Source organism: Variovorax multivorans, assembly GCF_051216835.1.
Taxonomy (GTDB): domain Bacteria; phylum Pseudomonadota; class Gammaproteobacteria; order Burkholderiales; family Burkholderiaceae_C; genus Variovorax.
The window spans coordinates 124454-147172 of sequence record NZ_JBPJZL010000002.1 but is presented as its reverse complement, the minus strand read 5'-3'; the positions used below and the strand labels follow the sequence as shown (position 1 = coordinate 147172).

At 65.0% G+C, this 22719-nt stretch carries 21 protein-coding genes and 2 tRNA genes; 13 read left to right on the top strand and 10 right to left on the bottom strand.

The genetic code is table 11. The features are described from left to right. Nucleotides 1–12: 12 nt before the first annotated feature. Nucleotides 13–831: an SDR family NAD(P)-dependent oxidoreductase gene (locus tag ACSFCA_RS04250; protein WP_435458744.1), complete on the bottom strand. Its 819-nt coding sequence runs from the start codon at nt 829–831 to the stop codon at nt 13–15. A gap of 13 nt (nt 832–844) precedes the next feature. Further along, nucleotides 845–1471: an MSMEG_1061 family FMN-dependent PPOX-type flavoprotein gene (locus ACSFCA_RS04245; RefSeq protein ID WP_435459050.1), complete on the bottom strand. Its 627-nt coding sequence runs from the start codon at nt 1469–1471 to the stop codon at nt 845–847. 129 nt (nt 1472–1600) lie between these two features. Between ACSFCA_RS04245 and ACSFCA_RS04240 the strand changes: the two genes are divergently transcribed. Beyond that, nucleotides 1601–2380, top strand: coding sequence for an AraC family transcriptional regulator (locus tag ACSFCA_RS04240; protein WP_435458743.1), 780 nt, complete (start codon nt 1601–1603; stop codon nt 2378–2380). Nucleotides 2381–2447: 67 nt separating this feature from the next. Here ACSFCA_RS04240 and ACSFCA_RS04235 read toward each other — a convergent pair. Beyond that, nucleotides 2448–2523: transfer RNA gene (locus ACSFCA_RS04235), tRNA-Lys, on the bottom strand. Between the two features lie 142 nt (nt 2524–2665). Between ACSFCA_RS04235 and ACSFCA_RS04230 the strand changes: the two genes are divergently transcribed. Beyond that, the gene (locus tag ACSFCA_RS04230) at nt 2666–3373 is read left to right on the top strand and encodes an SDR family NAD(P)-dependent oxidoreductase (protein ID WP_435458742.1); all 708 of its coding nucleotides are present in this window, start codon (nt 2666–2668) and stop codon (nt 3371–3373) included. A 52-nt stretch (nt 3374–3425) separates the two neighbouring features. Here ACSFCA_RS04230 and ACSFCA_RS04225 read toward each other — a convergent pair. Beyond that, nucleotides 3426–3501: transfer RNA gene (locus ACSFCA_RS04225), tRNA-Ala, on the bottom strand. 90 nt (nt 3502–3591) lie between these two features. Between ACSFCA_RS04225 and ACSFCA_RS04220 the strand changes: the two genes are divergently transcribed. Continuing rightward, the gene (locus ACSFCA_RS04220) at nt 3592–4458 is read left to right on the top strand and encodes an alpha/beta hydrolase (protein WP_435458741.1); all 867 of its coding nucleotides are present in this window, start codon (nt 3592–3594) and stop codon (nt 4456–4458) included. A gap of 18 nt (nt 4459–4476) precedes the next feature. On the opposite strand, the gene ACSFCA_RS04215 is transcribed toward ACSFCA_RS04220, so the two are convergent. Further along, nucleotides 4477–5454, bottom strand: coding sequence for a GMP reductase (locus ACSFCA_RS04215; protein WP_435458740.1), 978 nt, complete (start codon nt 5452–5454; stop codon nt 4477–4479). A 206-nt stretch (nt 5455–5660) separates the two neighbouring features. Between ACSFCA_RS04215 and ACSFCA_RS04210 the strand changes: the two genes are divergently transcribed. Further along, nucleotides 5661–8081: a UvrD-helicase domain-containing protein gene (locus ACSFCA_RS04210; protein ID WP_435458739.1), complete on the top strand. Its 2421-nt coding sequence runs from the start codon at nt 5661–5663 to the stop codon at nt 8079–8081. A gap of 32 nt (nt 8082–8113) precedes the next feature. Here the strand turns inward: ACSFCA_RS04210 and ACSFCA_RS04205 are convergent, their stop codons facing one another. Genes ACSFCA_RS04205 through ACSFCA_RS04195 form a run of 3 tightly spaced genes read right to left on the bottom strand, consistent with a single transcriptional unit; the run spans nt 8114 to nt 10445 of the window. Further along, nucleotides 8114–8950, bottom strand: coding sequence for a BPSS1780 family membrane protein (locus ACSFCA_RS04205; protein ID WP_258350589.1), 837 nt, complete (start codon nt 8948–8950; stop codon nt 8114–8116). Between the two features lie 9 nt (nt 8951–8959). Next, nucleotides 8960–10018, bottom strand: coding sequence for a homoserine kinase (locus ACSFCA_RS04200; protein WP_435458738.1), 1059 nt, complete (start codon nt 10016–10018; stop codon nt 8960–8962). Nucleotides 10019–10073: 55 nt separating this feature from the next. After that, a complete protein-coding gene (locus tag ACSFCA_RS04195) occupies nt 10074–10445 on the bottom strand; it encodes a hypothetical protein (protein WP_435458737.1) in 372 nt (123 codons plus the stop codon). Nucleotides 10446–10542: 97 nt separating this feature from the next. On the opposite strand from ACSFCA_RS04195, the gene polA reads away from it, so the two are divergent. From polA to ACSFCA_RS04180, 3 genes are read left to right on the top strand one after another with little or no spacing between them, the layout of a single operon-like run. After that, on the top strand, nt 10543–13359 hold the full coding sequence (gene polA / locus ACSFCA_RS04190) for a DNA polymerase I (protein ID WP_435458735.1): 2817 nt from the start codon (nt 10543–10545) through the stop codon (nt 13357–13359). 43 nt (nt 13360–13402) lie between these two features. Next, the gene (locus ACSFCA_RS04185; RefSeq protein WP_435458734.1) at nt 13403–14695 is read left to right on the top strand and encodes a M20/M25/M40 family metallo-hydrolase; all 1293 of its coding nucleotides are present in this window, start codon (nt 13403–13405) and stop codon (nt 14693–14695) included. A gap of 25 nt (nt 14696–14720) precedes the next feature. Then, nucleotides 14721–15623, top strand: a complete 903-nt coding sequence (locus ACSFCA_RS04180) for a LysR family transcriptional regulator (RefSeq protein ID WP_258350585.1) — start codon at nt 14721–14723, stop codon at nt 15621–15623. Here the strand turns inward: ACSFCA_RS04180 and ACSFCA_RS04175 are convergent. Then, the gene (locus ACSFCA_RS04175) at nt 15620–16222 is read right to left on the bottom strand and encodes an FMN-dependent NADH-azoreductase (RefSeq protein WP_435458733.1); all 603 of its coding nucleotides are present in this window, start codon (nt 16220–16222) and stop codon (nt 15620–15622) included. The two genes, ACSFCA_RS04180 and ACSFCA_RS04175, sit on opposite strands and share 4 nt — an antisense overlap. Nucleotides 16223–16310: 88 nt before the next feature. On the opposite strand from ACSFCA_RS04175, the gene pdxR reads away from it, so the two are divergent. The 3 genes from pdxR to ACSFCA_RS04160 all read left to right on the top strand — a co-directional run bounded on the left by pdxR (nt 16311) and on the right by ACSFCA_RS04160 (nt 18630). Then, entirely contained in the window at nt 16311–17732 is a 1422-nt protein-coding gene (gene pdxR / locus ACSFCA_RS04170) for a MocR-like pyridoxine biosynthesis transcription factor PdxR (RefSeq protein WP_435458732.1), read from the top strand. A 107-nt stretch (nt 17733–17839) separates the two neighbouring features. Beyond that, the gene (locus tag ACSFCA_RS04165) at nt 17840–18304 is read left to right on the top strand and encodes a carboxymuconolactone decarboxylase family protein (protein WP_258350582.1); all 465 of its coding nucleotides are present in this window, start codon (nt 17840–17842) and stop codon (nt 18302–18304) included. 5 nt (nt 18305–18309) lie between these two features. Further along, a complete protein-coding gene (locus tag ACSFCA_RS04160; RefSeq protein WP_435458731.1) occupies nt 18310–18630 on the top strand; it encodes a DMT family transporter in 321 nt (106 codons plus the stop codon). Between the two features lie 18 nt (nt 18631–18648). On the opposite strand, the gene ACSFCA_RS04155 is transcribed toward ACSFCA_RS04160, so the two are convergent. Further along, nucleotides 18649–19860, bottom strand: coding sequence for a D-amino acid dehydrogenase (locus ACSFCA_RS04155; protein WP_435458730.1), 1212 nt, complete (start codon nt 19858–19860; stop codon nt 18649–18651). Nucleotides 19861–20047: 187 nt separating this feature from the next. Here ACSFCA_RS04155 and ACSFCA_RS04150 point away from each other — a divergent pair, with 187 nt between their 5' ends. The 3 genes from ACSFCA_RS04150 (at nt 20048) to ACSFCA_RS04140 (ending at nt 22719) form a co-directional block, all read left to right on the top strand. After that, nucleotides 20048–20938, top strand: a complete 891-nt coding sequence (locus tag ACSFCA_RS04150) for a transporter substrate-binding domain-containing protein (RefSeq protein ID WP_258350579.1) — start codon at nt 20048–20050, stop codon at nt 20936–20938. Between the two features lie 31 nt (nt 20939–20969). After that, the gene (locus ACSFCA_RS04145) at nt 20970–21719 is read left to right on the top strand and encodes an aspartate/glutamate racemase family protein (RefSeq protein WP_435459049.1); all 750 of its coding nucleotides are present in this window, start codon (nt 20970–20972) and stop codon (nt 21717–21719) included. 103 nt (nt 21720–21822) lie between these two features. Next, nucleotides 21823–22719, top strand: a complete 897-nt coding sequence (locus tag ACSFCA_RS04140) for a dienelactone hydrolase family protein (RefSeq protein WP_435458728.1) — start codon at nt 21823–21825, stop codon at nt 22717–22719.

Here is a 22719-nt window from a genome sequence, read left to right as displayed (position 1 = left end):
CCGGTCCGCAGGTCAGCCTTGTGCTTCCTCGGACACGGCAGCCCAGGCTTCCCAGGTCGACATGCGTTGCGAATAGGCCTGTTTCGCGGCAGGCAAACAAGCCTTTCCAAGAAAGAGTCGCAGCGGCGGTTCCTCTGCATCGACGGCGGCAAGGATCGCCGCAGCCGTGGCAACCGGATTGCCCAGCGTTCGGGTAGCGCTGAGGGCCTTGATCTTCTGGCGCAGCCCCTCGTAGACCTGCATCGGCTCAGCGCTGATGGCCGAGGCTCCTCGCCAGTCCGTGTCGTAGCCGCCGGGCTCGACGAGCGTCACCTTGATGCCGAATGCCCCGACTTCCGATGCGAGCGTTTCCACAAGCCCCTCGACGGCCCATTTGGTTGCGTTGTAGACCCCGGCAGTAGGGAAGGTGATGACCCCCGCCACGCTCGAGGTCACCAGGATGTGCCCTCCGCCTTGCCCTCTCAGGTACGGAAGCGCCGCCTGAATGACCCAGAGAGTTCCGAAGAGGTTGGTCTCGAACTGCGCACGCGCCTGCGGTTCGCTGCTTTCCTCGATGGTGCCGAACAACGCATAGCCGGCGTTGCTCACGACGACGTCCAGTCGGCCGAAGCGGGCAATTGCCGCGTCCATCGCTGTGAACACTGCGTCACGATCCGTGACGTCGAGAGTCACTGGGAGGATGGCGTCGCCGTACTTCGCCACCAGCGGCTGCAGCGCCTCCATGGAGCGGGCTGTTGCCACGACCTTGTCGCCGCGTTCCAGCGCTGCCTGTGCCCATGCGCGTCCGAGTCCTCGAGACGTGCCTGTGATGAACCAAACCTTGGATGTCATGTGTTGCTCCGTGTTAGTACAAATCGTGTTTGACCGCGTCCTGGTACTTGGCATCAAGGGCCGACGCAGAGACGTCGTTCAGCTCTGCAAGTGCGACCAGCACCGTCCCGACCGTTGGCAGGGAGTTGCGATCCAGGAGCGCGGCGGGTTCCCACAGCCGCGCTCGATTGACGGCCTTTCCGCAGTGGAACAAGGCTTCCTCGACCGTGACCACGACGGCGGCCTTGGGATGCTTGCCTCGCTCGGCAAGCCTGCCAAGCAGATCCGGTGATGTGGAAATGTGCCCGCGACCATTGATGCGCATGAACACATCCAGCCCGGGAAACAGGAAGAGCATCGCAACCCTGTCGTCGTCCTGCAGATTCTTCAGCGACTCGATACGGTTGTTGCCCGGCCAATCCGCGAACGCGAGCGTCTGGGCATCGAGCATGTGCACGAAGCCAGGCGGACCGCCGCGCGGAGAAGCGTCAAGGCCCGAGCTCTCGCGCCCCGTCGCAAGGCAGAAGAACGTCGCGGCTTCCAGGTAGGGGCGGTGGTATTCGGTCAGTCTGCGAGACACCGCCTTCTGGATCATCGGGGATGGCTCGGCGTACAGCTCGCCGAGTGCAACGACGTTGCGTTCTCTTGCTCGGTCTTCCATGTCGGCACTGTCGGGAAGGATGTCTTGGGCTTGCATGGTGGTCATCTGCTCTGAAGTGTTGGATCGATGCTAGGTTTTTGGATCTGGCGTTGCTATGCTGTTCGGGCCATTCAATAGCTCATTTGCGCCATGTCCTCGACAACCCAACGGCCCGACCTTGCGGACCTGAAAGATGACGCCGCGGGGCCATTGGCGATCGTTGTTTCCCAATGCGTCGAAGGGAGTTCGCTGGTGGAGCCTCACAGCCACGGACGAGGGCAGCTCCTTGGCGTTTGGCGAGGCCTTCTGACGCTTGGCACGGAGTTCGGCAAATGGCTTGTGCCGAACGTGCACGCGGTGTGGATACCGCCCGGGCAACTGCACTGGGCGAGCGCGCACGGACAGGTCGACACGTGGAGCATCTATGTTCAGAGCGGTGCGGGTGAGGGGCTGCCTGAACGACCGGCGACGCTTCGTATCTCGGCCCTGTTGCGCGAGACAGTGCGGCGGCTTGAAAGCCTCAACAGTGAGCCTGCTGGAGCGATGCGAGGTTTGCTCGAACTCGTCGTGGTCAACGAGATCAGGTCCTTGCCGATCGAAGAGCTCAGCCTGCCGATGCCGACAAGCCCATCGCTGCTGAAGATCGCGCAAGAGCTCCTGGCACAGCCCGCTGACGATCGTTCGTTGGACGCCTGGGCCGGGTTGGCGAATATTTCGCCTCGCACACTGAATCGTCGCTTTCCCGTGGAGACCGGATACAGCCTTGGAACATGGCGGCAGCGTGCGCGCTTGCTGCGTGGGTTGGAGCTCCTGGCCGAGGGGCACCCCGTCACGACCGTTGCCCTCGAACTCGGCTACAGCAACATCAGTGCGTTCATTGCCTTGTTCAAGCGCACGTTTGGTGCCACTCCCACTCAATACATGAGGTAGCAGCCGCAATGAAAAACGCCCGCTACCTTTTGAGTAGCGGGCGTTCCAGCGATGACGCGATGTTGGTTGGTGGGCCCTGAGTGACTCGAACACTCGACCTACGGATTAAGAGTCCGCTGCTCTACCAACTGAGCTAAGAGCCCTTGCGTTGAAAACATTTGGTGTTTTCTGGCAAGACCACGAGTATATCCCAGAATTTCTGCCCGTCCAAAAAATTTGTAGGTCGCGGCGTTAGGATTCGCCTCTACCGACGGGGGCGCGGCCCTCTCAACCAGGAGAATTTCGATGAGCGACGCCAACACCACGCCCCATGTCTTGATCACCGGCGCCGCAGGCGCATTGGGCCGCGCCGTGGCTCAGCACTTCATCGATCAGGGCGCACGCCTTGCGCTGGTTGATCACCATGCGGGTCGTCTTGCGGAGGTCTTCCCGGGCCTCGACAACTCGCAGCATCTCCTGTTGGCGGGCGACGTGACTTCCACGTCCGAGATGGCGGCCCTCGCGGAGCAGGCGCTCAAGTCCTTCGGCCGCATCGACACGCTGGTCCACATCGCAGGCGGCTTTGAAATGGGTGAGGCAACACATGCACTCACGCGCGCGAGCTGGGACCGGATGATGAATCTCAACGCATGGTCGTTCGTGGCGGTGACGCAGGCTGTGCTGCCCTCGATGATCGAGCGACGCGCCGGCAGCGTCATCGCCGTAACGGCAAAGGTCGCGGCGCGCGGCGTGCCGGCCATGGCCGCGTACATCGCTTCGAAGAGTGCGCTGCAGCGCTTGGTGGAAGCCATGGCAGCCGAGGCCGCGCCACATGGCGTCAACATCAACAGCGTGGCTCCGAGCGTGCTCGACACGCCGGCCAACCGGCAGGCGATGCCCGATGCGAATCCGGCTGACTGGGTGTCGACCTCGGTCGCCGCGCAGACCATCGGCTTCCTTGCATCGCCGGGCGCCGCAGCGCTGCACGGCCAGCATCTGACGCTCGATACCTGAGCCGGAAAAAAGAAAAGGCCCTGACGGATGCCAAGGCCTTTTCTGTATTGGTTGGTGGAGAGGATGAGGATCGAACTCACGACCTCCGCATTGCGAACGCGGCGCTCTCCCAGCTGAGCTACCCCCCCAACGCAGGGCGAATTTTAACCGGAACTCCTGTTTTGGCGCACCCTGCCGTGCCAAGATGCGCGCCTCGCGAAACACGGAGCAAAGATCGCATGGCCTCGTTCGACCCCGCCTGGCTGGAAGGCATGTACAACAACCTCGCACGGGTCAAAGATCACCCTGCGTACTTCGAGCGATGGGCGCGCGAATCGGCCGCGGCGCGCGAGGCCTTGCCGGCGCGGATCGATCTTCCCTACGGCCAGGGCGTGAACGAAACGCTCGACATCTTCCCCGCACCGGTGCCCGACGCGCCAGTGCTGGTCTTCATCCACGGCGGCTACTGGCGCGCCATGGACAAGAAAGACCATTCCTTCATTGCGCCAGCGTTCAATGACCGCGGCATCTGCGTGGTCCAGCCCAACTACGCGCTGTGCCCCGGCACACCGGCGCAGCCCGTCACGGTGCCGGGTATCCTGATGCAGATGGTGCGTGCGCTCGAATGGACTTGGCGCCACGTTGCGGCCCACGGCGGCGATCCTTCGAGGATCACCGTCGCGGGCCATTCGGCTGGTGGGCACATGGCGGCTGCGCTGCTGGCCTGCGATTGGAAAGCGGTCGCGCCCGATCTGCCCGCACAGCTCGTGCGCAACGCGCTGTCGATCTCGGGCCTCTACGACCTTCGTCCGCTGCAGCGCACGCCGTTTCTCGAGAATGTGCTGAAGCTGACCGATGCAGACGCCCTGCGTGCCAGCCCGGCACTGTGGCCGGCGCCCAAACGCGGCCAGCTCTACGCCGCTGCTGGGGGCGGGGAGAGCGAAGAGTTCATCCGCCACAACGCGATGATCCGCGAGGCGTGGGGACGCAACACCGTGCCGGTGTGCGAGGTGCTCCCGGGGCTCAACCACTTCGATGTGGTCGACGCGCTTGCCGACCCGGCCCACACCCTGCACCGGCACGCGGTGCAGCTGCTGGAAGCCTGACCGGCGCCCGGGTGGGGCCTACATCAGCAGGTGCTCGCCCGCGTTGTCGCCACCCAGCGTGACGTAGTTGACCTTGCGGATGTCCATCAGCGCGCGGCCGCCCGCGTAGCTGATCGAGCTCTGCACGTCCTGCTCCATCTCGACCAGCGTTTCGGCCAGCTTGCCCTTGATGGGTTCGAGGATGCGCTTGCCCTCGACGTGCTTGTACTCGCCCTTGTTGAAGTCGCTGGCGGAGCCGTAGTACTCCTTGAACAGCACGCCGTCGACCTCGACAGTCTTGCCTGGCGACTCCTCGTGCCCCGCGAACAGCGAGCCGATCATGACCATTGACGCGCCGAAGCGCACGCTCTTGGCAATGTCGCCGTGGTCGCGGATGCCGCCGTCGGCAATGATTGGCTTGGTCGCCACGCGCGCGCACCACTTGAGCGCCGACAGCTGCCAGCCGCCCGTGCCGAAGCCGGTCTTGAGCTTGGTGATGCAGACCTTGCCCGGGCCGATGCCGACCTTGGTCGCGTCAGCTCCCCAGTTCTCGAGATCGATCACCGCCTCGGGCGTGCCGACGTTGCCGGCAATCACGAAGGTCTTGGGCAGCTTTTCTTTCAGGTAGCCGATCATGTTCTTCACGCTGTCGGCGTGGCCGTGCGCGATGTCGATCGTGACGTACTCGGGCACGAGGCCCTGTGCCAGGAGTTGGTCGACGGTGTCGTAGTCGGCCTTCTTCACGCCCAGCGAGATGGAAGCGAACACGCCCTTGCCCTGCATCTCCTTGACGAACTTGACGTTGTCGAGGTCAAAGCGGTGCATCACGTAGAAGTAGCCGTTCTGCGCCAGCCACAGGCAGATCGACTCGTCGACCACCGTCTTCATGTTGGCGGGTACCACCGGCAGGCGAAAGCTGCGCTCACCCAGCGTGACGCTGGTGTCGCACTCCGAGCGGCTCTCCACGCGGCACTTGCGCGGGAGCAGGAGGATGTTGTCGTAATCGAAAATTTGCATGACCAGGCTCCTGAAAGGAATCGTTGAAAGAAACGAATGAGCGCTTGGTCCGGCCGGCTTTCATGGTGCATTTCGCAAAGGAAACGCCCACAAAAAACCGGGCGCAAGAAACTTGGGCCCGGTGATTGATTTTACGCGGTCTCGCAAAGGCAGGTCTTCCGGTTCTTCATATAACCCGCATACGCCGTGGTTTCTACAATCGCATGATGTTGTTTAACGATCCTGCGGCTGACGCCCACCCTCCAGCGCTGCCGCTGCTCCAGAACCTGAACGCGGAGCAACTCGCCGCGGTCACGCTGCCAGAGGGCAACGCGCTGATCCTGGCCGGCGCCGGTTCCGGCAAGACGCGCGTGCTCACCACCCGCATCGCCTGGCTGCTGCAGACGGGCCAGGTCTCCGCCGGCGGCATCCTCGCCGTGACCTTCACCAACAAGGCCGCGAAAGAAATGATGACGCGGCTGACGGCGATGCTGCCCGTCAATGTGCGCGGCATGTGGATCGGCACCTTCCACGGCCTGTGCAACCGCCTGCTGCGCGCGCACTGGAAGCTGGCCAACCTGCCGTCGACCTTCCAGATCCTCGACACGCAAGACCAGCTCTCGGCCATCAAGCGTCTGATGAAGCAGTTCAACGTCGACGACGAGCGCTTCCCGGCCAAGCAGACGCAATGGTTCATCGCCGGCGCCAAGGAAGACGGCCTGCGCCCCGGCGACGTCGAAGTTCGCAGCGACGACGACCGCAAGAAGGTCGAGCTCTATCGCCTCTACGAAGAGCAGTGCCAGCGCGAAGGCGTGGTCGACTTCGGCGAGCTCATGCTGCGCAGCTACGAACTGCTGCGCGACAACGACCCGGTGCGCGAGCACTACCAGCGGCGCTTCCGCCACATCCTGATCGACGAGTTCCAGGACACCAACCGCCTGCAGTACGCGTGGATCAAGATGCTCACGGGCAACACCGTCGCCGGCCAGTTCACGCCGAGCGAGAGCAGCAGCGTCATCGCCGTGGGCGACGACGACCAGAGCATCTACGCCTTCCGCGGCGCACGCGTGGGCAACATGACCGACTTCGTGCGCGAGTTCGACGTGCGCCACCAGATCAAGCTGGAGCAGAACTACCGCAGCTACAGCAACATCCTCGACTCGGCCAACGAGCTCATCAGCCACAACAAGAAGCGCCTCGGCAAGAACCTGCGCACCGACCAGGGGCCGGGCGAGCCCGTGCGCGTGTACGAATCGCCCACCGATCTCGCCGAAGCCCAGTGGATGGTCGAGGAAATGCGCCAGCTCGCGCGCGACGGCTACGAGCGCAAGGAAATGGCTGTGCTCTACCGCAGCAATGCGCAGAGCCGGGTGATCGAAACGGCGCTTTTCAATGCCTCGGTGCCGTACCGCGTGTATGGCGGCCTGCGCTTTTTCGAGCGCGCCGAAATCAAGCACGCGCTGGCCTACCTGCGCCTGCTGGAGAACAAGGACGACGACACCAGCTTCCTGCGCGTCGTCAATTTCCCGCCGCGCGGCATCGGTGCGCGCACGCTCGAAACCCTGCAGGACGCGGCGCGCGCGGCCGGGCGCTCGCTGCACGATGCGGTGAGCGTCGTCGGCGGCAAGGCCGGCGCCAACCTCACGGGCTTCGTAGCCAAGATCGACGTGCTGCGCGAGCAGACCCAGGGCGTGAGCCTGCGAGAGATCATCGAGCTGGTGCTCGACCACAGCGGCCTCGTCGAGCACTACAAGGCCGATCGCGAAGGCGCCGACCGCATCGAGAACTTGGACGAACTCGTGAATGCGGCCGAGAGCTTCGTCACGCAGGAAGGCTTCGGCCGCGACGCCGTGGCGTTGCCGGTCGACGAGCTGCGCCAGTCGCCCGCGAGCCAGGGTATCGACCCGAGCCGTCCGGTGCTCGACGAACCGCTCACGCCCGACGCCGAAACCGGTGAAACACTGAGCCCGCTGGCGGCCTTTCTCACGCACGCCGCGCTCGAATCGGGCGACAACCAGGCGCAGGCTGGGCAAGACGCGGTGCAGCTCATGACCGTGCACGCCGCGAAGGGCCTGGAATTCGACTGCGTGTTCATCACCGGCATGGAAGAGGGCCTGTTCCCGCACGAGAACTCGATGAGCGATTTCGAGAGCCTCGAGGAAGAACGCCGCCTGATGTACGTGGCGATCACGCGCGCCCGCAAGCGCCTGTACCTGAGCCATTCGCAGACGCGCATGCTGCACGGCCAGACTCGCTACAACGTCAAGAGCCGCTTCTTCGACGAGCTGCCCGAAGGGGCGCTGAAGTGGCTCACGCCCAAGAACCAGGGCTTCACGCCGTCGGCCTTCGGCTATGGCGGGGGCTACGCGAGTACGCGCGGCGGTGGGGGCAGCTACAGCGGTGGTGGCTATGGCGGCGGCAGTAGCAGCCGCGACAAGGACACCTTTGCCAGCCCACCCGTGCCGCCGCAGAAGACAGCGCCTTCACACGGCCTGCGCTCGGGCATGCAGGTGTTCCACAACAAGTTCGGCGAAGGCACGGTGACCGCGCTCGAAGGCACGGGCGACGACGCACGCGCACAGGTCAAGTTCGCGCGGCATGGCGTGAAGTGGCTGGCGCTGTCGGTGGCCAAGCTCACGCCGATCTGAGCTTGGAGGGGCGCCGCCGGCCGCGGCGGCGCTCAGTCCGGATTGAAGGTGTCGCGGAAGGTGAACCAGTTCGACGCCTGCGCCATGGCGGCGAGCGTCAGCACCGTGCCGACCATCAGGATGTTGCCGATGGCCATTGCGCCGGTGTCCGAGCCCAGAGAGCCCACGCCGATCACGATGGTGCCGACCAGCGCCGCCGCCAGCAGGCCAAGCACCAGCACGCCGCACCACGCGAGCCAGTACAGCGCATAGGCGCCGAAATTCCGGAACATCGCCACCAGGCTGAAGAAAATGCTCTTCACCGGCTCCACCCGGTGCCAGTGAACCAGCGCGGGCGCATGCCACATCGCCGCGACCAGCGGCAGCGCGAGGCACATCTGAAGCAGATTCGCCATCTGGAAGCGGCTGCTTTCCAGCACTTCCTTCGTCGGGGTTTCGCCCAGCAGGTAGCTGCGCATGAACTGGCCGCCGTCGACCAGCGCGGTCAGGAACACGGTCAGGAAGCAATACACCGCCGAGATCACGCCAAGTACAGCCAGCGCGCGCCATTCCGTTCGCATGGCACGCGCCACCGACAGGAACATGAGTGCGCCGGTCGGTTTTTTCACGCCGACCGCGTCTCCTGGAAGATCGGTGTTGGTCGCCGAGGCGTCGGCCACCGACGCCGCGACCATGAAGCCCAGCGTGGAGAACGGCAGCAGCACGAACGGAATGAATCTGCCGATCAGCGGCAGCTGCGAGATGCTCGTGATCAGCGCCATGAACATCAGGAACAGCGAGACAAAGGCCAGCGGCTGCCGCCAGAAGTTCTTGAGTCCGAGGCGGACCCATTCGACGCCGGTTCGCGCCGGCACGAGGTTGAGTTTCATGTGTAGAGGTCAGGCAGCCAGCAGCGGCTCGAGGGCCTGTGCCATGGCATGCGGGTGGGTGGCGCGGTCGCGCAGCACGCGTTCGAAGTGCGTGGGGTCATGGGGCTTGAGCATGCTCGCCTCGCGCGGCAGATGGAAGTCCCAGAGCCGGGAAATCCAGAAGCGCAGCGCCGCGGCGCGCAGCATCGCGGGCAGCAGGGCGCGCTCGGCGGCGTTCAGCGGTCGCACGGTTTCGTAGGCCGACAGCAGCGCATCGGCGCGTTCGGCGTCGTGCCGGCCGGACGGCAGGTCGATGGCCCAGTCGTTCAGGCACACGGCCAGGTCGAACAGCCAGGTGTCGGTGCCGGCGAAGTAGAAGTCGAACACGCCGGTCAGGCGCGGCGCAGCGCCGGCCTCGCCGCCGGTCGCGAACATCACGTTGTCGCGGAACATGTCTGCATGCACCGGGCCACGCGGCAGCGCCGCATAGGCCGATGACTCGGCGACGTGGTTCTGGTAGGCCAGTTCGGCACGCAGCAGGCCGGCTTGCGATTCCTCGATGTACGGCAGCACCACCGGCACCGTCTCGTTCCACCAGTGCAGGCCGCGCAGGTTTGGCTGGATGCGGGGGTAGTCGCGCCCCGCGAGGTGCATGCGTGCCAGCATCGCGCCCAGTTCGGCGCAATGCGCCGTGCCGGGGGCCAGTTCGCTGTGGCCCGAGAGCTTCTGCACCACCGCAGCAGGCTTGCCGGCCACGATGTGCAGCAGGTCGCACGCGGCTTCGGCGGGCACGGGGGGCTGGTTCTTCCTGGGTTTCTCGGCGGCGGCGGGCTCAGCCGCCGCCACGGGCGCGGGCACAGGCAGGCCGGCAGCCGCCAGGTGCTTCATCAGACAAAGGTAGTACGGGAGCTGCTCGGCACTCAGGCGCTCGAACAGCGTCAACACGAACTCGCCGGACTCGGTGGTCGCGAAGTAGTTGGTGTTTTCGATGCCGCCCTCGATGCCGCGCAACTCGCGCAGCGGGCCCAGGCCCAGGCGTTGGACGAGCGCGTCTGCCTCGCCGAAACTGACTTCGGTGAAAACTGCCATTGCGGTACTCAGCGCCGCGTTGCCGCTGCAAAAACCAGGACGAAAGAACGCACGGTCAGAACTTCATCACGTTCCAGACGCGGGGGCCGTTGGCGCCCGTTTCCGACGAGCCCTGGCGTCCCGTGTACGCGTCGGCGGGCAGCACTTCGTAGCCCGGCACGTTGGCCTTGGGCGTGACGTTGATGCTCTGCGTGCGGCCGCCGTAGCGGACTTCGTCGACCGAGGCGCCGCTGTCCTCGGTATGGATGTTCTCGACCTTCTGGTTGCGTCGGCCTTCGGCTTTGTCCTGCTCCTGATTTGGTAGCGATGCGGCCGGGGCCGCCGCGGGGGCGGCTGCGGGCTGCTGCGCCTGTACGGCGGCAATGGGGGCTGCGAAAGCCAGCGCCAGCAGGATGCGGCGGGCGACCAGGAGTGTGGAGCTAGGCATGCCTTGATTGTAGGCTCGCCCCCGGTTCCGGGGCGTCGGTTGACACCGCGTGCCGTCGTGGCTTCGGACGCCGTCGCGGGCACGGCAAAATGGCCCGATGACCGACAAGAAAACGCTGCTGCTCGTCGATGGCTCGAGCTACCTCTACCGCGCCTTCCACGCGATGCCCGATCTGCGGGCCGTGCCCGGCGATCCCAAGAGTCCGGCGACCGGGGCCATCCGGGGAATGATCAACATGATGACCGCGCTGCGCCGCGAGGTGCGCGCCGATTACGCAGCCTGCATCTTCGACGCGCCCGGCAAGACCTTCCGCGACGACTGGTACCCCGAATACAAGGCCAACCGCTCGCCGATGCCCGACGACCTTCGCAGCCAGATCGACCCCATCCACGAAGTGGTGAAGCTGCTCGGCTGGCCCGTGCTCAGCGTGCCCGACGTGGAAGCCGATGACGTCATCGGCACGCTCGCCAAGGTCGCTGCCGCCCAAGGCGTCGAGGTGATCGTGTCCAGCGGCGACAAGGACCTGAGCCAGCTGGTCGACGAGCACATCACCATCATCGACACGATGAACGGCAAGAAGCGCGACGTGGCAGGCGTGACGTCCGAGTTCGGCGTGCCGCCGAACCTGATGATCGACTACCAGACGCTGGTGGGCGATACGGTCGACAACGTGCCCGGCGTCCCGAAGGTCGGTCCCAAGACCGCAGCCAAATGGCTGCTCGAATACGGCTCGCTCGATGCATTGATCGAACGCGCCGCCGAAGTGAAGGGCGCCGCGGGCGAAAACCTGCGCCAGGCCATCGACAAGCTGCCGCTGAGCAAGCGCCTCGTCACCATCCGTACCGACTGCGACCTCGACGGCCACGTCACCGGCCTGCCGTCGCTCGAAGGCCTGCCCGTCGGCGCGCCACAGACCGCCGAGCTGAAACCCTTCTACGAGAAGTTCGGCTTCAAGAGCCTGGTCAAGTCGCTCGAAGCGCAGGAAGTGCCGCCCGAGCTGATCGAAGAGAACATCAAGAAGAAGGCGGCCTCCAAGGCCGACAGCGACCAGGGCGGCCTGTTCGACGAACCCTCCGAGCTCGAGGCGCAGGAGGCCGCCGCGCCCGCGAGCAATCTCAAGTACGACACGATCTTCACCTGGGCGCAGTTCGACGCCTGGCTCGCAAAGCTCGAAGCCGCCGAACTCGCGGCCATCGACACGGAGACCACCTCGCTCGACGAGATGGTCGCGCAGATCGTCGGCGTGAGCTTCAGTGTCACGCCCGGCGAAGCGGCCTACATCCCGCTTACGCACAACTACCCCGATGCGCCCGAGCAGTTGCCCATCGACGAGGTACTCGCGAAGCTCAAGCCCTGGCTGGAGAACGGCGCCAAGAAAAAGCTCGGCCAGCACATCAAGTACGACCGCCACGTGTTCGCCAACCACGGCATCGAGGTGCAGGGCTACGCGCACGACACCATGCTGCAGAGCTACGTGCTCGAAGTGCATAAGCCACACGGTCTTTCCAGCCTGGCCGAGCGCCACCTGGGTCGCAGCGGCATCTCGTACGAAGACCTGTGCGGCAAGGGTGCGCACCAGATCCCGTTCAGCCAGGTCGACATCGCCAAGGCGGCGGAGTATTCGTGCGAGGACAGCGACCAGACGCTCGACGTGCACAACACGCTGTGGCCGCGCCTCGAAGCCGACGAAAAACTGCGCTTCATCTACCAGCTCGAGATGGATTCGAGCGAGGCGCTCTACCGCGTCGAGCGCAACGGCGTGCTGATCGATGCCCCTACGCTTGCCACGCAAAGCCATGAGCTCGGCAAGCGCATCATGGAACTGGAGCAGGAGGCCTACGACATCGCCGGCCAGCCCTTCAACCTCGGTTCGCCCAAGCAGATCGGCGAGATCTTCTTCACCAAGCTGGGCCTGCCCGTGGTCAAGAAGACGCCGAGCGGCGCGCCCAGCACCGACGAAGAGGTGCTCGAGAAGCTGGCCGAAGACTATCCGCTGCCGGCCAAGATCCTCGAACACCGCGGCCTGTCGAAGCTCAAGGGCACCTACACCGACAAGCTCGGCCAGCTCGCCAACCCACGCACCGGCCGCGTGCACACGCACTACGCGCAGGCAGTGGCCGTCACGGGCCGCCTCAGCAGCAACGACCCCAACCTGCAGAACATTCCGATCCGAACACCCGAAGGCCGCCGCGTGCGCGAGGCCTTCGTGGCACCGGCGGGCAGCGTGATCGCCAGCGCCGACTACTCGCAGATCGAGCTGCGCATCATGGCCCACATCAGCGGCGACGAGTCGCTGCTGCGCGCGTTCACCGAAGGCATCGACGTGCATCGCGCCACCGCCGCCGAGGTGTTCGGCTCCACGCCCGACCAGGTGTCGAGCGAGCAGCGCCGCTATGCCAAGGTCATCAACTTCGGCCTCATCTATGGCATGAGCAGCTTCGGCCTTGCGCGCAACCTCGGCATCGAGACCAAGGCCGCGGCCTCGTACATCGAGCGCTACTTTGCGCGCTACCCGGGCGTGAAGGCCTACATGGACGAGACCAAGGCGCAGGCCAAGGAGCAGGGCTACGTGGAGACCGTGTTCGGCCGGCGCCTCTACCTGCCCGAGATCAATTCGCCCAACGGCCCGCGCCGCGGCGGCGCCGAGCGCGCGGCCATCAATGCGCCGATGCAAGGCACGGCCGCCGACCTGATCAAGCTCAGCATGGTCAAGGTACAGAACGTGCTTGACGAGGAGAAGCGCGGCACCCGGATGATCATGCAGGTGCACGACGAACTGGTGTTCGAAGTGCCCGAGGCCGAGATCGAATGGGTGCGCACCGAAGTCCCTCGTCTCATGGCCGGCGTGGCCGCGCTGAAGGTGCCGCTGCTGGCCGAGATCGGTGTCGGTCCCAACTGGGACAAGGCGCATTGATGAATAAAAAGACGAGACAACCAACCGAGAAGAACGCACGCACATGACTCAATTTCCGCACCGCAAACTCCTGCTCGCCGCCGTCTGCGCGGCCTGCTTCGGCACTGCCTTTGCCGCACCTGACGCGCAAGTCGCTTCGCTCGCCGCCAAGGAAAAGCCGGCGCTGCTCGACACCCTGAAGGAACTGGTTTCCATCGAATCGGGCAGCCGCGACCTCGACGGACTCGAAAAAATCTCCGACCTCATTGCCGCGAAGTTCAAAGCGCTGGGCGGCCAGGTCGAGCTGATCGACCCGAGCGCCGAGGCCTACCGCATGGAAGACACGCCCGAGAAAATGGGCCGCGTGGTACGTGCCACCTTCAAGGGCACGGGCAAGAAAAAGATCTTGCTGATCGCGCACATGGACACGGTCTACACCGTGGGCATGCTCAACAAGCAGCCGTTCCGCATCGACGGCGACAAGGCCTACGGCCTGGGCATCGCCGACGACAAGCAGGGCGTGGCCGTCATCACGCACATCGTGTCGATGCTGCAGGCAATGAAGTTCAAGGAATACGGCACGCTCACCGTGCTGATCAACGGCGACGAAGAAATCAGCTCGCCCGGTGCACGCGCGCTCATCACGCGCATGGGCAGCGAGCACGACGCGGTGCTGTCCTTCGAAGGCGCCTACGTGAAGGAAGACAAGCTCTCGCTCGCCACGGCGGGCATTGCCTCGGTCACGCTGCATGTCATGGGCAAGGCCTCGCATGCGGGCTCGGCGCCCGAGCTGGGTGTGAACGCGCTGTACGAGCTGTCGCACCAGATTCTGCAGATGCGTGACCTGTCCGACCCGGCCACGGGCCTGAAGATGAACTGGACCATCTCGAAGTCGGGCACCAACCGCAACGTGATTCCGGCCAGCGCCACCGCAGGTGCCGACGTGCGCGTGCTGAAGGTCAGCGACTATGACCGCATCGAGCAACAGGTGAACGAGCGCGTGAAGAAGCAGCTGATTCCCGAGGCCAAGGTCGAAATGAACTTCGAGCGCCGCCGTCCGCCGCTGGAGGCCACCGACGCTTCGCGCGCCATGGCCCGTCACGCGCAGCAGATCTACAAGGACGAGCTCGGCCTGCCGCTGGGCGCCGACGACAAGGCCGCCGGCGGCGGTACCGATGCGGCCTTTGCGGCGCTCAAGACCAAGGCGCCCGTCATCGAGCGCTTCGGCCTGCAGGGCTTCGGCGCGCACTCGGCCGATGCCGAGTACGTGCTGGTCAACTCCATCGAGCCGCGCCTGTACCTCGGCACCCGCATGGTGATGGATATCGCGCGAGGCAAGACCGCTTCGGGTAACTGATCGATCCATCCATCCATAGCCCGCGATGCGCCTTCGTCACATCGAAGTCTTCAACGCGATCATGCTCACCGGCAGCGTGAGCGCGGCGGCGCGGCTCATCAACATCACGCAGCCGGCGGTGAGCCGCACGCTGCAGCATGCCGAACTGCAGCTGGGCTTTCCGCTGTTCCAGCGCGCCAAGGGCCGGCTCACGCCGACGACAGAAGCGCTCACGCTGTATCCGCACATCGAGCGGCTGTTCGCGCAGCTCGACGAGGTGCAGCGGCTTGCCTCCAACCTGCGCACCGCGGGTGACACGGGCGAGCTGCGCATCCTGAGCGTGCTGGCGTTGAGCTACGACATCCTGCCGCGCGCGCTCAAGGCCTTCCGCGAAAAGCACCCAGGCTATGCAATTACCGTCGAGTCGCTGCACTCGCCGCAGATCATGTCGGCGCTGCTGCTGCAGGAGGCCGACGTGGGCTTTGCATTCAGCCCCGCGGTGCATCCCTCGCTCACGCAGGAAACACTGGCCGACAGCCGCATGGTGTGCATTGCGCCCAAGGGCATGCTGCCGCGCGCGCTGGTGCGCAACGGTTCGGTGGCGCTGCACGATCTCGTCAACCGGCCGGTGATCGGCCTCGACAGCCGCGACCCTGTCGGCACCAGCCTGAGCCAAGCCTGCCGGCAGGCGGGCGTGGGCTTCCAGCAGGCGGTGGTCACGGTGCAGACCTACCACGCGGCGCTGGCCATGGCGCATCACGGCATCGGCGTGGCGCTGGTCGACGGCTGCACGGCGCGCTCGGCGGATCGTACGAAGGTCGAGGTGCTGACGCTGGAACCGCACATTCCGGTGCCGATTCGCGCGCTGCGTTTTGCAGCGCGGCCCGATTCGGTGGCGGTGCGCGGCATCACGCGCTGCATGCAGCAGGCGATCCAAGAGGCGCTCTAAGAGAAATACGCCTGCAGCGCCAGGTCGGTCTTGGCCCTGGCCTGCGCGACGACATCCGGGCCGAGGCCTGTGCCCTGGATCGAAAAGAAATTCAGGTCCTTCAGCCCGATGGTGCCCAGGATGGTCGTCAGGTACGGCGTGAGGAAATCCGGCTGGCGTGCGTGTTCCCCGGAAAATCTCCCGCCCGAGGCCACGGCGATGAAGACCGGGCGGTCGCGCAGCGTGCCTACCTTGCCCGCGGCGCCCACATTGAACGTGCGGCGCGCCCGAACGACGTGATCGATCCAGGCCTTCAGCGCAGAGGGCACGCCCAGGTTGTGCATGGGCGTTCCGATGACCACGATGTCCGAGTTCTCCAGTTCCCTGATCAATTCTTCGGATGTGGAAATCGAACCTTCCTGATCTATTTCCGCTGTGGACGAATGCTGGGCAAGCGCGTAATTCGCGTCGATATGCCCAATGGCGCCACCACCAATTTCTCGATGGACCAATACCGCACCGGGCGATTTCTTCAGCAGAAGATCGACGATTTTTCGGGAGAGCCTGAAGCTCTCGGAGGCTTGCCCGCGAGAGCTGCAATTGACGTGCAGGATTTTCATGATTGATATGGCCGCAAGAGAGAGGCGTCAATCCTAGAATTTGCATGGCCTACACTCCAGAGCCAAGAATGGAGCTTGTGATTGATCCATGATCGATAAAAAGAGCAGCCCCGTATCGCCCCTGGACCCCGCAGCGGCCGAGCCGTACTACCGGCAGATCTACGAGCGATTTCGCAATGCCATTTCCGGCGGGTTGCTCAAGCCCGGCGACCGGATACCCGCCGCACGCGCGCTGGCCAAGGAATTGGGCCTGGCAAGAGGAACGATCGAAGCCGCTTATTCCTTGCTGGTCGCCGAGGGATACATCCAGGCGCGCGGTCAGGCCGGGACCATCGTGGCGCCGGGCCTCAAGCCGCAAACGCCGGTGGCAATTCCGGAGCCTGCGCTCGACAAGAGAATTTCTTCGATCGGTTTCCGGCCGGATTCGATTCTTCCGTTTCAAATGGGGCTGCCCGCCCTCGACGAATTCCCTCGAAAGATATGGGCCCGCCTGGGCGCGCGATGCGTGCGTGCCATGCAGCCATCCGACATGGCGCATCCCTCCATCTACGGGTTGCCAAAGCTGCGTGCGGAAATCGCCGCGTATCTGCAGGTGTCGCGTGGCATCAACTGCGCTGCATCGCAGGTGTTCGTGACCTCGGGATACCGCCACACCATCGAGCTGATCGGCCTCGCCTTGCTGAAGGCGGGGGACCGCGTCTGGCTCGAAGACCCGGGCTACCCGCCCACGCGGGAACTGCTTGCGCACATGCAAATCGCGGCTGTCCCGGTGCGCGTGGACCAGGAGGGCATGGTCGTTTCCGAGGGCATCAAGTCGGCGCCACGCGCGCGCGCAGCCGTGGTCACGCCGGCGCACCAGAGTCCGCTGGGCGTGTCGTTGTCCTTGCCCCGGCGCCAGGCGCTGCTCGACTGGGCGGGACGACACAACGCGTGGATCGTCGAGGACGACTACGACGGCGAGTACCGCTATGTCAGCCGTCCTTTGCCTGCGCTGAAGAGCCTGGACCGCGACGGACGCGTGCTCTACGCAGGCACCTTCAGCAAGGTGCTTTTTCCGAGCATCCGGCTGGCCTATCTCGTCGTGCCTGAGTCGCAGGTCGAGCGCTTCGAGCAGATCATCCAGACCTTCGCCGGGGGCAGCCCCGAACTGACGCAAGCCATCGTCACCGCCTTCATCACGGAGGGGCACTTCGCGCGCCACATCCAGCGTATGCGCAGGCTCTATGCCGAGCGTCGGGAGGCGACCAGCGCAGGCCTGCAGAGCGTGCTCGGAAAACATGTGTGGATCGACGCGCAACCCGGCGGCATGCACCTGATCCTGCGGCTGCAAGGCCGGCAATCGGATCGCGAGCTCGTGGCGAGCATGCGGGAAGACGGCCTGTTCGCGGAGGCGCTGTCAGACTGGACGAAGGAGGGCGAGGGCGCCTCGGCCCTGCTCGTCAACTTCACGAACATCGATTCCCGGCGCACCGCCGAGAAGCTCGGAAAGCGCATCCTGAGCCTGATGTGATTCGAAGCATCATGGCCCAGTATCGAATGCCATTCATGGATCTTCTGAGCTAGACCAAGATTCGGCACGATGGAGTCCTTTCCAACCAGCACACACAAGGACTCTTCATGAGCAATCGCATCGACTACGCAAAGATTTCGCCCGAGGTCTACAAGGCTTTCGGAGGGGTGTACATGGCCGTCCAGAAAAGCGGCCTGCCCAAGCAACTGGTCGATCTCGTCTACCTGCGGGTTTCGCAGATCAACGGCTGCGCCTATTGCATCGACATGCATTCGCGCGACCTGCTCAAGTCCGGCCTGGCGGTCGACAAGCTCGTGCTGGTCCCGGTGTGGCACGACGCGGGCGAAGTCTTCAGCCGCCGCGAGCAGGTCGCGCTCGCCTGGGCGGAAACCGTGACGCGCGTCGCCGAAACCGGCGTTCCCGATGCGGACTACGAAGCCGCCGCCGCCGAGTTCAGCGACAAGGAACTGGCCGACCTCACCTATGCGATTGGCCTGATGAACGCCTTCAATCGCTTCGGCATCACCTTCCGCTCGACGCCCGCTGCCACTGCCGCCGCTGCCAAGGCCTGAACGCCATGGCATGGGCATTACTCGGCGTTGCCGGCATTCTTGAAATCGTCTTCGCCTTCGCGATGAAGTCGTCCGAAGGTTTCACGCGGCTGGTGCCCGCGCTGTTCACGGTCGCTGCAGGCCTCTCGAGCGTGGTGCTTCTTTCGCTCTCGCTGCGGACATTGCCGATGGGAACGGGCTACGCAGTGTGGACCGGCATCGGCGCCGCAGGCACCGCGATCGTAGGCATGGTGGTGCTGGGCGATTCGGCCGCGCCGATGCGGCTGCTATGCATTGCGCTGATCCTGGCCGGCGTGATCGGGCTCAAGCTGGTTACCACCAACTGAGAAAGAAGCAGCTTGTGCTCAGGCCTGCAGGGCCTGCGCAATTCGCAGCGCAGAGCCGAAGGCCAGCGTGAACCCCAGCGCGCCGTGGCCCGTGTTGAACAGCATGTTCGACGGTGCACTTTCCAGCCGGCCGATGATCGGCAACCCCTTCGGCGTGGCGGGCCGCATGCCTGTCCACGGGTGCAGTTCCTCGAGCCGGCTTGCATGCGGGAAGAGGGCACGCGTCGCCGTTGCCAGCGTCTCGATGCGCGTCGCAGGAATGCTCGCGTCATGCCCCACCAGCTCGGCCATGCCCGCCACACGCAGGCGCGAGCCGATGCGCGCGAACACCACCTTGCGTGCGCTGTCGGTCACGTTCACGTGCGGCGCGGCGCCGGGCGACGGATCGACCTCCACGGTAATGCTGTAGCCCTTGAGCGGATACACCGGTAGATAGGCCCCCAGCGCACGGCCCAGCTTGTGCGAGGCGGAGCCCAGCGCCATCACGAAGGCATCGGCCTCCACGTCGCCTTCGCTGGTGTGCACGGCCGCGATGCGGTTCTCACTGCGCGCAAAGCCATGCACGTCGGCGCCGAGCATGAAGCGCACGCCGCGCGCGCTCAATGCCCGCATGAGCTCGGTGCACACCTTGAGGCAGTCGGCCGCGCACTCGCTCGGTGTGTGCACGGCGCCCGCCATCTGGCCGCGGTAGCTGGCAAGCGCGGGCTCGATGGCGATGCATTCGTCAGGCGTTACCAGGCGCTGTTCGCTGCCCATGGCGCGCTGCAGTTCGAGCTGCGCGCGCGCACCTTCGAGCGATGCCGAGCTGGCGTACAGCACCAGCTTGCCGGTGGCCGAGAAATCGCAATCGGGTGCGATGTCGGCGCGCATCGCTTCGAACTCTGTACGGCTCGATGCGGCCAGCGCCAGCAGCTTCGCCGTCGTGTCGCGCGAAATCTGTGCGTTGCAGGCTGCGAGAAAGGCCATGCCCCAGCGCCATTGCAGCGGGTCGAGTTGCGGCCGCAGCTTGAGCGGCGATGTGGGCGACAGCAGCAGCTTGGGCAACTGCTTCCAGATCGACGGGTCGGCCAGCGGCTGCACGTACGAGTAGCTGAGCTGCGCGCCATTGCCGCCGCTCGCGCCGGCGCCGGGGGCGGCGCGGTCGATCACGGTGACCTTGTGGCCCTGGCGTTCGAGCTGCCAGGCAGTGGCCAGGCCCACGATGCCGGCACCGAGCACACACACATGCATGGAGGCAACTTTCCGGAGATTGAGAACTTGAGCCGTGACTGTAGGCGCGCGCGGCTCCAGCCGGAAATGCCAAAAGAACCCCCACCCATAACCTTTGGGCATGGGCCGGCTTTCAATTGGAATTGTTGTTTTGTTTCGCTGCTTCTTAAACTGGCCGCATGTTCAGTTCAACCGAATGAAGGCTCGCATGAAACTCTCCGTCCTCATGGCTTCCATGGCCGCAACGGTGCTCTTCAGCGCCACGGGCGCGCAGGCTGCCGACACGCTGGCCAAGATCGCCGAGTCCGGCAAGATCACGCTCTCTTATCGCGAGTCGTCGGTGCCCTTCAGCTATCTCGACGGCCCCAACAAGCCGATCGGGTTCTCGGTCGAACTCTCCAACGCCGTGGTCGAGGCGGTGAAGAAAAAACTGAACAAGCCCAACCTGCAGGTCGCGCTCATGCCCGTCACCTCGCAGAACCGTATTCCGCTGATCACCAACGGCACGGTCGACCTGGAGTGCGGCTCCACCACCAACAACACCGCGCGCGGCAAGGACGTAGCCTTTGCCATCAACCACTTCTATACCGGCACGCGCCTGCTGGTGAAGAAGTCTTCGAAGATCAAGAACTACGCCGACCTCGCGAAGAAGACCGTGGCCAGCACCACCGGCACTACCAACGCACTGGTAATGCGCAAGTACAACACCGAGAAGAATCTCGGCATGGACATCGTGCTCGGCAAGGACCACGCCGATTCGTTCCTGCTGGTCGAGAGCGACCGTGCCGTGGCCTTCGCCATGGACGACATCCTGCTGTTCGGCCTGATCGCCAACGCCAAGACGCCGGCCGACTTCGAAGTGGTGGGCGATGCGCTGCAGGTCGAGCCCTACGCCTGCATGCTGCCCAAGGACGACCCGGCTTTCAAGAAGCTGGTCGACGACACCTTCGCAGGCCTGATGAAGAGCGGCGAGTTCGAGAAGCTCTACAACAAGTGGTTCATGCAGCCGATTCCGCCGAAGAACGTGCCGCTGAACCTGCCGATGAGCCCGCAGCTGAAAGAGAACCTGAAAGCTCTCAGCGACAAGCCCGCGACCTGATCCCGGCGCGACGAGAAGATAAGAAAAGGACATTGCAGTGACGCAGGTGGTCGGCATTCTTGGAGGCATGGGCCCCGCGGCGGGCGCCGACTTCGTGCGGCTTTTCGTGCAGGCCTGCGCGCAGCAGATACGTGCGCGCGGCGAGCCGGTGCGCGACCAGTCCTTTCCCGAGCACTGGCTCGCGCAGGTGCCGGTGCCCGACCGTACCGATGCGCTGGCTTCGGCCGAGCAGGGCGCGCACCAGCCACTGGAGCCGATGCTGCAGGCGCTGGGCCGGCTGGCCGCGCTCGGCAGCCGGGCCGTGGCCATCGCATGCAACACCGCGCATGCCTGGCACGCCAACCTGCAGGAGCGCTTTCCGCAGGTCGAGCTGCTGCACATGGCGCGCGAAACCGCGCAACAGCTGGCCGGGCAGGGCACCACTAGCGTCGCGCTGATGGCTACCGAAGGCACCTACCGCGTGCGCCTCTACGAACAGGCGCTGGCCGAAGCGGGCCTGGGCTGCCATGTGCCGCTGGCCGAAGAGCGCCACACCATCACGCGCGGCATCTTCGACGGCGTGAAGGCCGGCAACATGCAGCTCGCCGAGCAATGCTTTTCTGATGTGGCGCTGCGGCTGGCCGAGCGCCATGGCCCGGTCACCATCATCATGGGCTGCACCGAGGTGCCGCTGGGCCTGCAAGGCTCGGCGACGGTGGCCGGCCTCGACCTCGTCGACCCCGCGCAGGTGCTGGCCGCGGCGCTGGCCCGGCGGGCCTACCAGGCCTACCAACCCCACTGAAACCAGGGGTCATAGAGGCAGGAGTCGATTTCGCCTACATTGCGGCGTGCGTTTTTTCATAGCGCAACGCCCCTTGTCCGACGATTCAACTGGAGCCCTTCCCATGCCCCTCGACGACAGCCGTTCCGACTTCGATTCGCTTCGCCCCGGCGAGAGCACCGAGCAGGGCGCCACGCGCCGCACTGCACTAAAGGCCGCCATCGGCGTGGGTTATGCAGCCGCCGTGCTGCCGGTAGCCGCGCAGACCGCCATCAGCACCTCGGCCGAAGGCCTGAAGGCCGGCCCGATCAAGTACACCGTCAACGGCTTCGAAGTGCCCGCCTACGCTGCGGCACCCGCCGGCAAGACCGGCCTGCCGGTGATCCTGGTGATCCAGGAAATCTTCGGCGTGCACGAGTACATCGCCGACACCTGCCGCCGTTTCGCCAAGCTCGGCTACCTCGCCATCGCGCCCGAGCTGTATGCGCGCCAGGGCGACCCGCGCGGCTACACCGACATTCCCAAGCTGCAGGCCGACATCGTCAGCAAGGTGCCCGACGCACAGGTGCTGGCCGACCTCGACGGCGCGCTGGCCTATGCCAAGGCCAACGGCGGCGACACCAGCAAGGCCGGCATCACCGGTTTCTGCTGGGGTGGGCGCATCGTGTGGCTGTATGCCGCCACCGGCAAGGTCAAGGCGGGCGTTGCCTGGTACGGCCGACTGGTCGGGCAGCCCAGCGAACTGACGCCGAAGCACCCCATCGACATCGCCGCCAGCCTGCAGGCGCCGGTGCTCGGCCTGTATGGCGGAAAAGACCAGGGGATCCCCCTTGACACGGTTGATAAGATGAAAGCAGCTCTGGCCACTGGAACCCCGGCGGCCAAGGCGTCGAGCTTCGTCGTGTACCCCGAAGCAGGCCACGCATTCCATGCCGACTACCGCCCCAGCTACGTCAAGAGCGCGGCGGACGACGGCTGGCAACGCGCCACGGCCTGGTTCAAAGCCAATGGCGTCGTCTGA

Excerpts from the sequence above, each read along its gene's own strand:
- polA (WP_435458735.1), top strand. The coding sequence starts at position 10,543 with ATGACCGACAAGAAAACGCTGCTGCTCGTCGATGGCTCGAGCTACCTC.
- pdxR (WP_435458732.1), top strand. The coding sequence starts at position 16,311 with ATGATCGATAAAAAGAGCAGCCCCGTATCGCCCCTGGACCCCGCAGCG.
- ACSFCA_RS04220 (WP_435458741.1), top strand. The coding sequence starts at position 3,592 with ATGGCCTCGTTCGACCCCGCCTGGCTGGAAGGCATGTACAACAACCTC.
- ACSFCA_RS04245 (WP_435459050.1), bottom strand. The coding sequence starts at position 1,471 with ATGGAAGACCGAGCAAGAGAACGCAACGTCGTTGCACTCGGCGAGCTG.
- ACSFCA_RS04195 (WP_435458737.1), bottom strand. The coding sequence starts at position 10,445 with ATGCCTAGCTCCACACTCCTGGTCGCCCGCCGCATCCTGCTGGCGCTG.
- ACSFCA_RS04200 (WP_435458738.1), bottom strand. The coding sequence starts at position 10,018 with ATGGCAGTTTTCACCGAAGTCAGTTTCGGCGAGGCAGACGCGCTCGTC.
- ACSFCA_RS04240 (WP_435458743.1), top strand. The coding sequence starts at position 1,601 with ATGTCCTCGACAACCCAACGGCCCGACCTTGCGGACCTGAAAGATGAC.
- ACSFCA_RS04165 (WP_258350582.1), top strand. The coding sequence starts at position 17,840 with ATGAGCAATCGCATCGACTACGCAAAGATTTCGCCCGAGGTCTACAAG.
- ACSFCA_RS04185 (WP_435458734.1), top strand. The coding sequence starts at position 13,403 with ATGACTCAATTTCCGCACCGCAAACTCCTGCTCGCCGCCGTCTGCGCG.
- ACSFCA_RS04150 (WP_258350579.1), top strand. The coding sequence starts at position 20,048 with ATGAAACTCTCCGTCCTCATGGCTTCCATGGCCGCAACGGTGCTCTTC.
- ACSFCA_RS04160 (WP_435458731.1), top strand. The coding sequence starts at position 18,310 with ATGGCATGGGCATTACTCGGCGTTGCCGGCATTCTTGAAATCGTCTTC.
- ACSFCA_RS04215 (WP_435458740.1), bottom strand. The coding sequence starts at position 5,454 with ATGCAAATTTTCGATTACGACAACATCCTCCTGCTCCCGCGCAAGTGC.
- ACSFCA_RS04180 (WP_258350585.1), top strand. The coding sequence starts at position 14,721 with ATGCGCCTTCGTCACATCGAAGTCTTCAACGCGATCATGCTCACCGGC.
- ACSFCA_RS04140 (WP_435458728.1), top strand. The coding sequence starts at position 21,823 with ATGCCCCTCGACGACAGCCGTTCCGACTTCGATTCGCTTCGCCCCGGC.
- ACSFCA_RS04155 (WP_435458730.1), bottom strand. The coding sequence starts at position 19,860 with ATGCATGTGTGTGTGCTCGGTGCCGGCATCGTGGGCCTGGCCACTGCC.
- ACSFCA_RS04210 (WP_435458739.1), top strand. The coding sequence starts at position 5,661 with ATGTTGTTTAACGATCCTGCGGCTGACGCCCACCCTCCAGCGCTGCCG.
- ACSFCA_RS04175 (WP_435458733.1), bottom strand. The coding sequence starts at position 16,222 with ATGAAAATCCTGCACGTCAATTGCAGCTCTCGCGGGCAAGCCTCCGAG.
- ACSFCA_RS04230 (WP_435458742.1), top strand. The coding sequence starts at position 2,666 with ATGAGCGACGCCAACACCACGCCCCATGTCTTGATCACCGGCGCCGCA.
- ACSFCA_RS04250 (WP_435458744.1), bottom strand. The coding sequence starts at position 831 with ATGACATCCAAGGTTTGGTTCATCACAGGCACGTCTCGAGGACTCGGA.
- ACSFCA_RS04205 (WP_258350589.1), bottom strand. The coding sequence starts at position 8,950 with ATGAAACTCAACCTCGTGCCGGCGCGAACCGGCGTCGAATGGGTCCGC.